This is a genomic window from Belnapia sp. F-4-1 (genome assembly GCF_000802185.1).
In the GTDB taxonomy this organism is placed as follows: Bacteria; Pseudomonadota; Alphaproteobacteria; order Acetobacterales; family Acetobacteraceae; genus Belnapia.
On record NZ_KN676113.1, the window covers coordinates 1665534 to 1678753 of the forward strand.

The window sequence follows — 13220 nt, forward strand, 5'->3', positions numbered from 1 at the left end:
ATTCCCCCCGCCCCCGCTTTGCTCTAACCCGCAGCTTGACCCGCTGGCGAAGCGGCCAAATCTGCGGGCCTGGATCATGGCTCGGGGAGTTCCGATGCAGCGGGTGGCGGTGGTGCTGTTCAATCTCGGGGGGCCGGACGCGCCGGACAGCGTACGCCCGTTCCTCGAGAACCTCTTCACCGACCCGGCCATCCTGCGGGTGCCCGGCTTCATTCGCCCCTGGCTCGGCCGCTTCATCGCCAAGCGGCGCACCCCGGCGGCGTCCGAGAACTACGCCATCCTCGGCGGCCGGTCGCCCCTGCTGGAGCTGACCGAGGCGCAGGCCCACGACCTCCAGGCGGAGCTGAATGCGGCCGGCGGGGCGGAGTATCGCTGCTTCATCGCCATGCGCTATTGGCACCCGATGAGCGACGCCACCGCCCGCGCCGTGCGCGGCTGGGGCCCGGACCGGGTGCTGCTGCTGCCCCTCTACCCGCAATACTCGACGACGACGACCGGCAGCAGCGTCACCGCCTGGGACGAGGCTGCTGCCCGCGCCGGGCTCGCCGTGCCGACCAAGACACTCTGCTGCTACCATTCCGACCCGGCCTTCGCCGCGGCGACGGCGGCCGCCGTCCGCACGGCTTACGACTCCGCCCGCGCCGCCCTGGCGCCGGGGGTTCCGCTGCGCATCCTGTTCTCCGCCCACGGATTGCCGGAAAGCATCGTCAAGCGCGGCGACCCCTATCAGTGGCAGGTGGAGCGGAGCGTCGCCGCCGTGGTCGAGCGCCTGGGGATCGAGGGGCTGGACCACTCCATCTGCTACCAGTCCCGCGTCACCCCGCAGAAATGGATCGGCCCAAGCACCGAGCTGGAGCTGGAGCGCGCGGCGCATGACAAGGTGGCGGTGCTGATCTGCCCCATCGCCTTCGTTTCCGAGCATTCGGAGACGCTGGTGGAGCTCGACGTGGAGTACCGTGAGGAAGCGGAGCGCCTCGGCGTTCCCGGCTATTACCGCGTCCCGGCCCAGAACAGCGACCCAGCCTTCATCCGGGCGCTGCGCGACCTGGTCCGCCGTGCCGAGGCCGATGAGCGCCCGCTGTGCAGCTTCGCCGGCGGCCGGCAATGCCCGAAGCCCTTCGGCGACTGCCCGCATGCCAGGGCCCGCACCCGCGCCCCGGAGCTCGCCTGATGCGCCCCGCCGCCGTCCTCTTCGACTGCGACGGCGTGCTGGCGGACAGCGAGGGGCTGGTGAACCGCCTGGTCGCCGAGGCGATCAGCGCCCAGGGCTGGCGCCTTTCCGCCGAGCAGGCGCGCGAGACCTTTCTCGGCATGGCCCTGCCGGAGATGCTGCCCGTCATCGAGGCCCGCTGCGGCGCGCTGCCGGGGGATTGGGGCGAGGCGCTGACCCGCCGCATCATGGCCGCCCTGACCGAAGAGGTGGAGGCCATCCCCGGCGCCCCGGCTGCCGTCGCCGCCGCTGCGGCCGCCGGGCTGCCGCTCGCCGTCGCCTCCAACTCCACCCGCGGCGAGCTGCGGGCGAAGCTCGCCCGGCTCGACCTCGCCCGGTATTTCGGCGCGCGCGTCTTCACCTTCGAGGACGTGCCCCGGCCGAAGCCCGCGCCCGACATCTACCGCGCCGCCGCCGCCGCCTGCGGTGCCGCCCCGGCCGACTGCATCGTGGTGGAAGACAGCCTGCTCGGCGCCCGCGCCGGGATCGCCGCGGGCTGCCGCGTGTTGGGCTTCACGCGGGACACGGAAGCGGCCGTGCTGGCCGCGGTCGGCGCCCGGCCCTTCGCCAGCATGGCGGAGCTGCCGGCCCTGCTGGGAATCGAGGAGTAGCCCATGATCGGACGCGGAATACTGGCCGCCGCGGCGGCGCTGCTGCTGATGGCCGCCGGCGAGCCGCCCGAGGCGGAGCGGATGATCCCCGGCGGCCGCGCCGGCTGGGTGGCCGACCCAAGGAGCGGCTGCTGGCTCTGGGCCGGCGGCATCGAGCCCGGCGCGAGCGACATCGTCGCCGACTGGAACGGCGCCTGCCCCGAAGGCCCCGCCGAGGGCCCTGGCCGCGCCATCGTCACTTGGCAGAGCCGCGGCGAGACCCGCCGCATGGACTACCAGGGCGACATCCTCCGCGGGAAGAACGAGGGCCGCGGCAAGCTCACCATCACCGAGGGCGGCCGGGTGGTGAGCGAGGAGGAGGGCGTCTTCCGCGACGACCGGCTGGTGGAGGGCCGCCTTGCCCTGCCCCGCCTTGGCATCGAATTCGAGGGGACGCTTCGTGCCGGCCACCCGCAGGGCCCAGGGCGGCTCAGCGTGCAGGGCCGCGTCTTCCAGGGCGACTGGGTGAATGGCTGCCTGCAGCAAGGCGACAACTGGGTCGCCTTCACCCGTCCGGTCGAGAGCTGCGCCGGGCAGGATACCTGATCTCGTGACCATCGACGCCCTTGCGCCGCTTTATCCCTGGACCAAGGCGCTGCACCTGATCGCGGTCATCGCCTGGATGGCCGGGCTGCTCTACCTGCCGCGGCTCTTCGTCTACCACAGCCAAGTGCCGGTCGGCGGCGCGCAGAGCGACTTGTTCCAGACCATGGAGCGCCGCCTGATGCGCGGCATCATGAACCCGGCGATGATCGCCGTCTGGCTGCTGGGGATCACCCTGGTGCTGACGCCCGGCGTCATCGACTGGCGGGCCGGCTGGTGGCACACCAAGCTGCTCTCGGTGCTGCTGATGAGCGGCGTCCACGGCCACCTCTCCGCCGCCCGCCGCCGCTTCGCCGCCGACGAGCGGCCGAAGACCGAACGCTACTGGCGCGTGGTGAACGAGGTGCCGGCGGTGCTGATGGCGATCATCATCATCATGGTCATCGTGAAGCCGTTCTAGCCGGCGAACCCCGCCCACTCCGCGCGGATCTCCGCCATCCGCGCCGCCAGCTCCTCTGTCCGGCCGATCTCCTCGGTGAAGCCCATCGGCCGGAAATCCGCCATGCGCATCGGGTAGAGGATGCCGTCCAGGTGGTCGTACTCGTGCTGGACGACGCCGGCATGGAAGCCCGTCACCTCGGCCGAGACCGGCCGGCCGTCGCAATCGACGCCCGAATAGCGGATGCGGGCGAAGCGCGGCACCGCGGCCCGCAGGCCGGGGATGGAGAGGCACCCCTCCCACCGCATCTGCCGCTCCTCGCCCACCGGCTCGATCACCGGGTTGATGACGACGGTGTTGCCGGCCACCGCATCCCCCTCCGCCCCAGTCGAGCGATGCGGCTGCACCCGGAAGACGAAAAGCCGAAGCGGCACATGCACCTGCGGCGCCGCGAGCCCGGCCCCCGGCGCATCTTCCATGGTGTCGAACATGTCCCGCACCAAGCGACGGATCTCGGGCGCGCCGGGGTCGGCGACCGGCCGGCAAGGCTCGAGCAGGACGGGGTGGCCCATGCGGGCGATCTTGAGGACGGCCATGGCGGAAGCTTACCAGCCCGCCCGCCCCCTGCGAGACTTGACCTTGAGGGGGAAATACCCCATCTCAATCGTTGACGGCCAGCGATTCGGTCCTTTAGGGTCCGCTCCGCTTCCTCGGGGCATAAGGCTCGTTCACGCGCCCGCTGCCTCTCTCCCTCCTTCCTTCCTTGGGACATCGCCGGCCACTGGCCCCGGCCCCTATCCAGGGTCCGTGTTCATGGCACAGGCGGAAGGGCCGGACTTATGGCGCGCCACGCGCCGCGATCCCCGGCCTCATTGGGACCGTCCTGTCCCCTCGCATCCGGACGCACCGCGCCATGCATCTTTCCGAACTCAAGGCCAAGAGCCCCGCCGAACTCCTCTCCTTCGCCGAGGAGCTTCAGGTCGAGAACGCCTCGTCCCTGCGCAAGCAGGACATGATGTTCGCCATCCTCAAGCAGCTCGCCGAGAACGACCAGGCAATCTTCGGCGAAGGCACGCTCGAGATCCTGCCCGACGGCTTCGGCTTCCTCCGCAGCCCGCAGGCGAACTTCCTCCCCGGGCCGGACGACATCTACATCTCGCCCGCCCAGGTGCGCCGCTTCGGCCTCCGCACGGGCGACACGGTCGAGGGCCAGATCCGCGCGCCGAAGGACGGCGAGCGCTACTTCGCCCTCCTCAAGGTCAACGCCATCAATTTCGAGCCGCCGGAGGCGCTCCGCCACCGGATCAATTTCGACAACCTGACGCCGCTCTACCCCAACCGCCGCCTCAAGATGGAGAACCCGGACGCGGAGGCGGTCGCCAAGGGCCCGTCCAAGGACTACACCCACCGCGTCATCGACCTGATCGCGCCGATCGGCATGGGCCAGCGCGCGCTCGTCGTTGCGCCGCCGCGCACCGGCAAGACGGTGATGCTGCAGAACATCGCCAAGTCGATCACTGCCAACCACCCCGAGGTCTTCCTCATGGTTCTGCTCATTGACGAGCGGCCGGAGGAAGTCACCGACATGGCCCGCACCGTGCGCGGCGAGGTCGTCGCCTCCACCTTCGACGAGCCGGCGACGCGCCACGTCCAGGTGACGGAGATGGTGCTCGAGAAGGCCAAGCGCCTGGTCGAGCACAAGCGCGACGTGGTGATCCTGCTGGATAGCATCACCCGCCTCGGCCGCGCCTACAACAGCGTCGTGCCGTCGAGCGGCAAGGTGCTGACCGGCGGCGTGGACGCCAACGCCCTGCAGCGGCCGAAGCGCTTCTTCGGCGCGGCGCGCAACATCGAGGAAGGCGGATCGCTGACAATCATCGCCACGGCGCTGATCGACACCGGCTCGCGCATGGACGAGGTGATCTTCGAGGAGTTCAAGGGCACGGGCAACTCCGAGCTCGTCCTCGACCGCAAGCTCTCCGACAAGCGCACCTTCCCGGCGATCGACATCACCAAGTCCGGCACCCGCAAGGAGGAGTTGCTGGTGGATCGCGCCACGCTCGCCAAGATGTGGGTCCTGCGCCGCATCCTGAACCCGATGGGCACCCAGGACTCGATGGAGTTCCTGTTGGACAAGCTGAAGTACAGCAAGACCAACCAGGACTTCTTCGATGCTATGAACACCTGACCGGTGTTCATAGCATCGAGTCATTTCCCTGCGCGCCTGTCCGGCGCGACGCGTTGAACGCCTCGATCCGGCTTCCGAGCCGGATCGGTCAGGGCCTCTTCGTGGCCAGGACCCCCAAGGCGCCGCTATAGGTCGGCTTGCTCCAGGAGAAGACGTCGGTGCCGCTTTCGAGCGAGCGGCAGGCGCTCCAATGGATGCGGGCATTTGGGGACTTCGCGATCACCATCTTCACGATGTCCTCCAGATGGATGCCCACATCCTTGTCCGTCGTGGTGATGTAGCGGTCGTTCGCCGTCGAGGACATCGCCAGGTTGAGGTAGCCGCCGGCCTTGCTGCTGAACAGCCGATAGTTCCGGCACGGCGAGCCCGCGGTGACGGTCTCGGTCGGCGTCGGCGCGGTGCCGCCGGCCAGCACCTGGTCCACCTTCTGGCCAATGGTATTGGGCAGTGAAACGCCGTCGGGCACGTAGAACAGGATGGTCACCCCAGCCGGCACGGTAAAGGTCCCGTCCGTTGGCCAGCGTGCGCCATGCCCGCCGCAGACATAATCAACGACGCCGAACAACGAGGCGCGCAATGCGGCAATACTTCCTGACATACTTCAGCCCTTCCCGGGGCGGCATGAAATGAGTGAGCCGCCTGATGGAACCTAAACTGTGCCGAACCCGGATGCCATGACCGTCGCCCCGATAGTGTCCCTCGCCGGGCAGGCCCCAGCGGAGCCCGCCCTCGCCACCATTCTCCGCGCCGCCAGCTTCGCCGCCCGCGTCCATGCCACGCACCGCCGAAAGGGCGCCGCCGCCGAGCCCTATGTGAACCATGTGCTGGAGGTGGCGGAGATCCTTGCCGCCGCCGGCGCCCCGCCCGCCGCCATCGTCGCCGGCCTGCTGCACGACACCGTCGAGGACAGCGATGCCGACCCCGTCCCGACCACGCTTGCCGATCTCGACGCTGCCTTCGGCGCCGAGGTCGCCGGTATCGTCGCTGAGGTCTCGGACGACAAGTCGCTGCCGAAGGAGGTTCGCAAGGGTCTGCAGATCCGTCACGCCGCCGGCGCCTCGGAGGCGGCGAAGCAGGTGAAGCTGGCCGACAAGATCGCCAATCTTCGCACCATGCGGAGCAGCCCGCCCATCGGCTGGGATCATGCCCGTCGCCTCGAATATGTGGGCTGGGCCGGCCGCGTCGCCGCCGGCGCCAAGGGCGTCAACCCGGCCCTCGACGTACTCTTTGACGAGACCTATCGCCACGCGGTGACGCGCCTAGCGGAGGAAGCCTGAGGGGGAAGTATTCGGGACGCCGGCCGGCTTGGGGGGGTCTGATCCCGGGCCGCATGGAGGGGGGGAGCGGCCCGGGACTGCTCAACCGGCGTCCCGTGGTCAGAACATGGCACGTCCGGCGGCCGATTGTGAGTCTCCAGTCGATGACAGTGCCGATAGCTGCCCGGCGTCCGAAGCATGATCGTTGAGCACCGAAAGGGCCGAAGGCGCGAAATCCCACGGAAGAACAATGTTTTAGGCGACAGCGCGATCGGCTGGCCCTGGATCGTGGTCTGGCGCAGGAATGCGTGAGGCGTCATGGTGCGCCCCCTTTTGTCCCGGGAGTTCCGAATGTCCCACCAGGCTCTCTTGGCCCTGCCCCGTCGCACCCTGCTCGGTGGCCTGCTCGCCACCCCCGTACTGGCGAGGGCCCAGCCGGCCTTCCCCAACCGCCCGGTCTCGCTGATCATTCCTTTCCCGCCCGGCGGCACCACCGATGTCGTGCTGCGTGCCCTGGCGGAAGGCGCCTCCCGCCATCTGCCGCAGCCGATCGTCATCGACAACAAGCCGGGCGCGGCGAATACCCTTGGCGCCGCCGCCGTTGCCCGCGCCAGGCCGGATGGCTACCTCCTCACCCAGCTTCCCGCTTCCGCCATCCGCGTGCAGCTCCTGCAGAAGCTGCCCTATGACACGCTGCGCGACTTCACACCCATCCTCAGCGTCACCGGCTATTCCTATGTGGTCGTCGCCAAGGCCGGCCGCTTCCCCAATGGCTGGGCCGACTTCATCGCCGAGGCCCGCCGCCGCCCCGGCCAGCTTGCCTTCGGTTCCACCGGCGCCAACGGCTCTCCGCATGTCACCATGGCGGAGCTGGCGGCGAAGGAGGGGGTGGAGGTGATCCACGCTCCCTTCCGCGGCGATGCCGATGGCTCCCAGGCGCTGCTCGGCGGGCATATCGACGTCATGGCCGGCGGCTCCGGCCTCGGCGCGCTCGCCGATGGCGGGCAGGCGACGATCCTCAATGTCTGGACGGCGGAACGCCTTACCCGCTGGCCCACGGCGCCGACGCTGAAGGAACTCGGCTACGACATGGCGGTGACCACGCCCTTCGGCATCGTGGCCCCGGCCGGCCTGGACCCGGCGGTGACGCGCATCCTGCACGATGCCTTTGCTGCCGCGCAGAAATCGGAGGAGTTCCGCGCCATCCTCGCCCGCTACGACATGCCGGACGAGTACCGCGACAGCGCCGGCTACGCCGTCAGCCTGCGCGAGACCGTCGCGCGGGAAGAGGCGCTGATCCGGCGGCTCAACCTGACCGCCGGCTGATGGGGGACGAGACCACAGCGCTGGAACGCGCCTGCCTCACGGCCCTGCCGGCGCCGCGCCAAGCCTTCGACGGGAATTTCGTGGCGAAGCTTTTTCTCGGCGGTACCGGCCGCGCCAATGCGGCGAGCTCGCTCGACCCGGCGCCCGATCCGGCGCTCGCCAGCCGCATCGCCCGGATCGAGGCGCTCTATGCCCGCCACGGCCTGGCCTGCCGCTTCCGCCTGACGCCGCTCGACCCGCCCGGGCTCGAGCCGCTGCTCGCGGCGTGCGGCTATGCCGAGGGCGACGAAACCATCGTCCATGCCGGCCCCCTTCCTCCCCACGGAGCCGACGCCGCCGTCCGTCGCTTCGACGGCCCCGAGCCGGGCTGGATGGCGGTGGTGGCGACGGCCGAATACCAGACCGAAGCACGTCGCGCCGAGAAGCTGCAGTTACCGGAGTTGCTGGCCGCCCCCGGTGGCTGGTTCGTGCTGCGGGAGGGGGGGGTGGAGGCCGCCTGCCTCTTTGCCGTGGCGGATGGACCGTATTGCGGCATCTTCGACCTGGCGACGCGCCCTGAGTTCCGCCGCCGCGGCCTGGGCGACCGGTTGGTCCGCGCCGCCGCCCATTGGGCGGCCGGCCTTGGTGCCACCCGCCTTTGGGCGCAGGTGGCGAGCACCAACGCCGCTTCCCTCGCCCTGCAACGCCGCGTCGGGCTGACGGAGGCCTATCGCTACCGCTACCGGACCAAACCCGTCACCGTGCCCTGAGCCGCGGCTCGGCCCTTGCCTTCTCCACCAGGATGTCGACCACCGCCCGTACCCGCCGGGGCAGGCCGCGGCTGCCTGGCCAGACGGCATGGACATCGCGCGGCTCCGCTCGCCAGCCCGGCAGCACGGGAACGAGCATCCCCGCTTCCACTTCTTCCATCACTCCCCAGGGGGCCAACAGGGCGATGCCGAGCCCGGCACGGGCCGCCGCATGGGTGCTGTCGACGCTATCCGCGCTGAAATGCCCATGGGTCTCGAGCGTCACCGTCCGCCCGTCCGGCCCGTCGAGGGTCAGCAGGCTGTTGGCCCGCCCTATGGTCAGGCGGCAGAACTCATGCTCCGCCAGCGCCTCCGGCGTCTCCGGCATTCCGGCCCGCTGCAGGTAGGCCGGCGAGGCGAAGAGCGAGAAGTCGATCCGCCCGAGCCGGCGCACGATCAACGACTGCTCGCGGATCGGACCGAAGCGGACGGCGAGGTCGATGCCCTCGCCGATCAGGTCAACCGGTCGCGGATCCAGTCGCGCATCGATCTGGATGCCGGGATGGGCGAGCAGGAAGTCCTGCAGCCAGGGCAGCACGACCTGGTTGAAGAAGGTCGCCACGCAAGCGATGCGCACCAGCCCGGCAAGCGAGGCCTGGGCGCCGCGCACCGTCGCCTCCGCCTCGTCGAGCTGCTCGAGGATGCGAACGGCCTCGGCATGGAAGGCCTGCCCCGCCTCGGTCGCCGAGAGGCCGCGCGGCGAGCGCAGCAGCAGAGGCACGCCAAGCCGCCCTTCCAGTTCGCCGATGATGCGGGAGACGCTCGGCTGGCTCATCGCCAGGTCGCGGGCGGCGCGGGTGATGTTCCCGGTTTCCACCACGCGCCGGAAGACCGAGAGCTGCTGAAGCTTGTCCATGGGCCGGAAAAATTCCTGCCGAAATCATTTCGGCAGAAACGTGCTCCGCTGGGAAAGGCTAGACCGTGAAGACCGTGCTGCCGGTCGTCTTCCGGCTCTCAAGGGCACGGTGCGCCTCGGCCGCATCCTTCAGGGCGAAGGTCTGGTTGATGGCGATCTTCACGCCGCCCGACTTCACCACCTCGAACAGGTCGTTCGCCGTCGCCACCAGGTCATCGCGCTTGGCGGTGTAGGTGTTGAGCGTCGGCCGCGTGACGTAGAGCGAGCCCTTGGCCGCCAGCACGCCAAGGTCGGTCGTGACCGGGCCCGAGGCATTGCCATAGCTGATCATCAGCCCGAAGGGGCGAAGGCAGTCGAGCGAGGTGGTAAAGGTATCCTTGCCGACGCTGTCGTAGACCACGGGCAGCATCGCACCGCCGGTGATCTCCCGGACCCGCGCAGGGATGTTTTCGCTGGTCAGCAGCGCATGGTCGGCGCCGAGCGAGGTGATGAGCTGCGCCTTCTCCGGCGTCGAAACCACGCCGATCACCGTGGCGCCGAGATGCTTTGCCCACTGCACGAGAATGCTGCCGACGCCGCCGGCTGCGGCATGCACCAGGATGGTGTCACCCGCCTTCACCGCATAGGTACGCTTGATGAGGAACTGCGCGGTCATGCCCTGCAGCATCATCGCCGCGGCCTGGGTGAAGTCGATCCCATCGGGGATCTTCACCAAGCGGTCGGCCGGGGCGCAGCGCGCCTCCGCATAGGCGCCGAGCGCACCGGCATAGGCCACGCGGTCGCCGATCTTCAGCTCGGTCACGCCATCGCCCACCGCCTCGACCACGCCAGCACCCTCCATGCCGACTGTCACCGGCATGGAAGGCGCCTTGTAGAGGCCCGTACGGAAATAGACGTCGATATAGTTCAGCCCCACCGCACGGTGGCGCACCAGCACCTCGCCCGGTTTCGGGTCGGGCAGGGGCACCTCTTCCCAGATCAGCTTTTCGGGACCGCCGTGGTCATGGACGCGGATGGCATGGTTCATGGCTGGGTTCCTTGCGGCGCCGTCGGCCTTTGGGGGGAAGTGCGGAACAGCGGAAGTGTTGCCGCTTCCTCGCGCGAAACCCCGCGCGCTTCAAGGGCCAGGAGGAAGCGCTTGGTCGCGATCCCACCTTCCCCCGAATAGCCGCCAATTCCGCCGCCGGCCGCGACGACGCGATGGCAGGGGATGATGATCGGGATGGGGTTCGCGCCATTCGCCTGGCCGATGGCCCGTGGCGAGCCGCAACCGATCTCCCGCGCGATGTCGATGTAACTCCGCGTCTGGCCCGGTGGGATGCGGCAAAGCGCCGCCCAGACGCTCTGGCGGAAGGTGCTGCCCTGTGGCGCCAGCGGCAGGTCGAACCGAACCCGCTTGCCGTCGAAGTAGTCGTGCAGCTGCGCCGCCGCCTCGCGCAGCACCGGCGTCGGGGCCGGGTTGTCGATGCCATAGGCCCGGCCCCAGTCGAGGGCCAGGATGGCGCCGCCCTCCTCGAAGACGGTGATCTCGCCGAGGGGCGTATGCAGGGTCAGGTGCGGCATGATGGAGAGCATGCCACACCGCGGCCGGGACGTCGTCAAGCGCGGCCCTGGCCGCAGGGGGGTGCCATCGCTACATGGGGGAAGACTGTCAGGAAGCCTCCCGCCCATGGCTGAACTTACCGATCCGCCTCCCTATTTCCGCGCCCATGTCTTCGTCTGCTGCAACCGCCGGCCGGAGGGGCATCGCCGTGGCTCCTGTGCCGCCCGCGGCAGCGAGGCGCTGCGCGACTACATGAAGGCCCGCACCAAGGAACTCGGCCTGGAGGGCGTTCGCGTCAATCAGGCCGGCTGCCTCGACCGCTGCGAATTCGGCCCCGCTATGGTCATTTATCCCGAAGGCATCTGGTACCAGCCGCAGACCCGGGAGGACATCGACGAGATCCTCACGGCCCATCTCCAGGCCGGCGGCCGAGTTCCGCGCCTGATGCTCACGGACAGGGACATCCCGCCGCCCAAAGCATGACCTATGCATGAGGATGTGATCTTCGCCCTGGCCTCCGGCGCCGGCCGGGCTGCCGTGGCGGTGCTACGCCTTTCTGGGCGCGGCACCGGCGCCACGGTGGGGGCGCTGGCCGGCCGCCTGCCGCCACCCCGCCATGCTTCCCTCCGGCGCTTGCGCCATGGCGGCGAGTTGCTGGACGAGGCGCTGGTCCTCTGGTTCCCCGGCCCCGGCAGCTACACTGGCGAGGACAGCGCCGAGCTGCACCTCCATGGCGGCCCCGCCGTCCTCGCCGGCGTCGCCGAGGCCTTGGTCGCGCTGGGCGCCCGCCCCGCCGAGCCTGGCGAGTTCACCCGCCGCGCCTTCCTCAACGGCAGGCTCGACCTGACCGCCGCCGAAGGCATCGCCGACCTCATCACCGCCGAGACCGCCGGCCAGCGCCGCCAGGCCTTGCGGCAGGCCGGCGGCGCCCTCGCCACGCTTTATGCGGGCTGGACGGCGCGCCTGACCGCTCTGCTCGCGCGCCAGGAAGCCTTCATCGAATTCGAGGAGGAGGATCTTCCGCCTGATCTCGACGATGCCGTCGCCACCGCCGCGATGGCGCTGCGGAGCGAGATCGCCGCCCATCTCGCTGATGGCGGCCGCGGCGAGCGGCTGCGTGAGGGGCTGCACATCGCCATCCTCGGCGCCCCCAATGCCGGCAAATCCTCCCTGCTGAATGCCCTGGTCGGCCGGGAGGCGGCCATCGTCTCCGCCCGTGCCGGCACGACGCGTGACGTGGTGGAAGCCCGGCTCGACCTCGCCGGCATCCCCGTCACCCTGGCTGACACGGCAGGCCTCCGCGACGCCGCCGACGAGATCGAGGCCGAGGGTATCCGGCGCGCCCGCCGCTGCGCCGAGGAGGCGGACCTCCTCCTTCTCCTTTTCGCTGCCGACCAGGCGCCGGATGCTGAAACCCTCGCCTGGCGGCGCCCCGATGCGCTCCTCGTTCTCAGCAAATCGGACCTCGCCTCCACGTCCTCCGGTCTCGACGGCCTTCCCGTCTCCGCTCATACCGGTGCGGGCCTTGATACCCTCCGCGCCCGCCTCGAGGCCGAAGCCCTGGCCCGAGCCGGCACCACTGGCGAGACCCTGCTGACCCGCCCTCGCCATCGTGCCGCCTTGCAGGACGCCCTTGCCTGGCTCGACACCCTGCCCTCGGCCCCTCTTCCCGAACTCCGCGCCGAAGCCCTGCGTGCCGCCCTCCGCGCCGTCGGCCGCATCACCGGCCGGGTGGGCGTCGAGGCCGTGCTTGACGTTGTCTTCAGTGAGTTCTGCATCGGAAAGTAAGATGGACGACGATCTCCGCGCTGCTTGGACCCGCCACGCCGCTGCCCGTCAGCGCTTCCTGGAACTGGCCGCACGCGCCCTCCCCCCCGCCAAGTTGGCCGAACAGGCCCGCCGCCTCGGCCTGCAACTCGACCGGGAACTGGCGCAGATCGGCGAGGAAGAATTGGCCTATGCCATCGACCTCGCCATCTATGCGGCCCCGCCCGGCCGAAGCCGCGCCATTGACCGCATCGCCCGCCAGCATGCCCGCCTGAACACAGAGGCCGCGCTGGTCCTCAACGCCCTCAGCCATGCCTGGCTTTCGGTCTTCCGCGTCGAGGACACCCACCCCGATGGCGGCCTACTGCTGGAGGACATGCTGCTCGGCGGCCAGGTCTGGGCCCTCGACGAAGGCCTTGCCGAAGCAGCCGAGCCCGGCAGCCTCGTCGCCACCCGGCTCGGCCGCGTCCAGGGCTACACCATCACCACCGGCGTTCACTTGGTGCTTGACGATCCCACCCTCGCCAGCATCCGCGAGGTACTGAACCGCAGCGGCCTCGCCCCTGCCGACCTGTTGGAAGACGCCCGATTCACCGAGAACCTCTGGCGCCGCGCCTTGGGCTTCGGCCCCAGCTGAATTCTGGGCTATACGCC

General features: G+C 69.9%; 16 protein-coding genes. 11 read left to right on the forward strand and 5 right to left on the reverse strand.

Translation table 11 applies throughout. The annotated features are described in order from the left end of the window. Nucleotides 1-94: 94 nt before the first annotated feature. The 4 genes from hemH to hemJ are packed head-to-tail and all read left to right on the forward strand — an operon-like array spanning nt 95 to nt 2863. Nucleotides 95-1171: a ferrochelatase gene (gene hemH / locus LH62_RS08090; protein WP_236552506.1), complete on the forward strand. Its 1077-nt coding sequence runs from the start codon at nt 95-97 to the stop codon at nt 1169-1171. After that, nucleotides 1171-1821, forward strand: coding sequence for an HAD family phosphatase (locus LH62_RS08095; RefSeq protein WP_043360511.1), 651 nt, complete (start codon nt 1171-1173; stop codon nt 1819-1821). Before hemH ends, LH62_RS08095 begins: the two co-directional genes overlap by 1 nt. Nucleotides 1822-1824: 3 nt before the next feature. Beyond that, complete coding sequence (locus tag LH62_RS08100) at nt 1825-2406, forward strand: hypothetical protein (RefSeq protein WP_043360512.1); 582 nt, start codon at nt 1825-1827, stop codon at nt 2404-2406. A 4-nt stretch (nt 2407-2410) separates the two neighbouring features. Then, nucleotides 2411-2863, forward strand: a complete 453-nt coding sequence (gene hemJ, locus LH62_RS08105; protein ID WP_043360513.1) for a protoporphyrinogen oxidase HemJ — start codon at nt 2411-2413, stop codon at nt 2861-2863. Here hemJ and def read toward each other — a convergent pair. Then, a complete protein-coding gene (gene def, locus LH62_RS08110) occupies nt 2860-3438 on the reverse strand; it encodes a peptide deformylase (RefSeq protein WP_052213948.1) in 579 nt (192 codons plus the stop codon). The genes hemJ and def overlap by 4 nt on opposite strands. A 317-nt stretch (nt 3439-3755) precedes the next feature. Here def and rho point away from each other — a divergent pair, with 317 nt between their 5' ends. Continuing rightward, entirely contained in the window at nt 3756-5030 is a 1275-nt protein-coding gene (rho, locus tag LH62_RS08115; RefSeq protein ID WP_043336915.1) for a transcription termination factor Rho, read from the forward strand. Nucleotides 5031-5118: 88 nt separating this feature from the next. On the opposite strand, the gene LH62_RS08120 is transcribed toward rho, so the two are convergent. Further along, nucleotides 5119-5628: a putative adhesin gene (locus tag LH62_RS08120; RefSeq protein WP_144404421.1), complete on the reverse strand. Its 510-nt coding sequence runs from the start codon at nt 5626-5628 to the stop codon at nt 5119-5121. A 76-nt stretch (nt 5629-5704) separates the two neighbouring features. Here LH62_RS08120 and LH62_RS08125 point away from each other — a divergent pair, with 76 nt between their 5' ends. From LH62_RS08125 to LH62_RS08135, 3 genes are all read left to right on the forward strand, one after another. Beyond that, nucleotides 5705-6307, forward strand: coding sequence for an HD domain-containing protein (locus tag LH62_RS08125; RefSeq protein WP_082012821.1), 603 nt, complete (start codon nt 5705-5707; stop codon nt 6305-6307). Nucleotides 6308-6637: 330 nt separating this feature from the next. After that, entirely contained in the window at nt 6638-7612 is a 975-nt protein-coding gene (locus tag LH62_RS08130) for a tripartite tricarboxylate transporter substrate binding protein (protein WP_043360516.1), read from the forward strand. After that, entirely contained in the window at nt 7612-8361 is a 750-nt protein-coding gene (locus LH62_RS08135; RefSeq protein ID WP_043360517.1) for an N-acetyltransferase, read from the forward strand. The genes LH62_RS08130 and LH62_RS08135 overlap by 1 nt, the downstream gene beginning before the upstream one ends. Here the strand turns inward: LH62_RS08135 and LH62_RS08140 are convergent. The 3 genes from LH62_RS08140 to LH62_RS08150 are packed head-to-tail and all read right to left on the reverse strand — an operon-like array spanning nt 8348 to nt 10819. Next, nucleotides 8348-9256 (reverse strand): LysR family transcriptional regulator, encoded by a 909-nt coding sequence (locus tag LH62_RS08140; RefSeq protein ID WP_052213951.1) that lies wholly within the window; start codon nt 9254-9256, stop codon nt 8348-8350. The genes LH62_RS08135 and LH62_RS08140 overlap by 14 nt on opposite strands. A gap of 58 nt (nt 9257-9314) precedes the next feature. Then, on the reverse strand, nt 9315-10283 hold the full coding sequence (locus tag LH62_RS08145; RefSeq protein ID WP_043360518.1) for a quinone oxidoreductase: 969 nt from the start codon (nt 10281-10283) through the stop codon (nt 9315-9317). Continuing rightward, nucleotides 10280-10819, reverse strand: coding sequence for a methylated-DNA--[protein]-cysteine S-methyltransferase (locus LH62_RS08150; RefSeq protein ID WP_052214952.1), 540 nt, complete (start codon nt 10817-10819; stop codon nt 10280-10282). The genes LH62_RS08145 and LH62_RS08150 overlap by 4 nt, the downstream gene beginning before the upstream one ends. 106 nt (nt 10820-10925) lie before the next feature. Between LH62_RS08150 and LH62_RS08155 the strand changes: the two genes are divergently transcribed. Genes LH62_RS08155 through LH62_RS08165 form a run of 3 tightly spaced genes read left to right on the forward strand, consistent with a single transcriptional unit; the run spans nt 10926 to nt 13203 of the window. After that, complete coding sequence (locus LH62_RS08155; RefSeq protein ID WP_043360519.1) at nt 10926-11282, forward strand: ferredoxin; 357 nt, start codon at nt 10926-10928, stop codon at nt 11280-11282. A 3-nt stretch (nt 11283-11285) separates the two neighbouring features. Beyond that, on the forward strand, nt 11286-12587 hold the full coding sequence (mnmE, locus tag LH62_RS08160; protein ID WP_043360521.1) for a tRNA uridine-5-carboxymethylaminomethyl(34) synthesis GTPase MnmE: 1302 nt from the start codon (nt 11286-11288) through the stop codon (nt 12585-12587). A 1-nt stretch (nt 12588) separates the two neighbouring features. Continuing rightward, nucleotides 12589-13203, forward strand: a complete 615-nt coding sequence (locus tag LH62_RS08165; protein WP_043360523.1) for a hypothetical protein — start codon at nt 12589-12591, stop codon at nt 13201-13203. Nucleotides 13204-13220 lie beyond the last annotated feature (17 nt).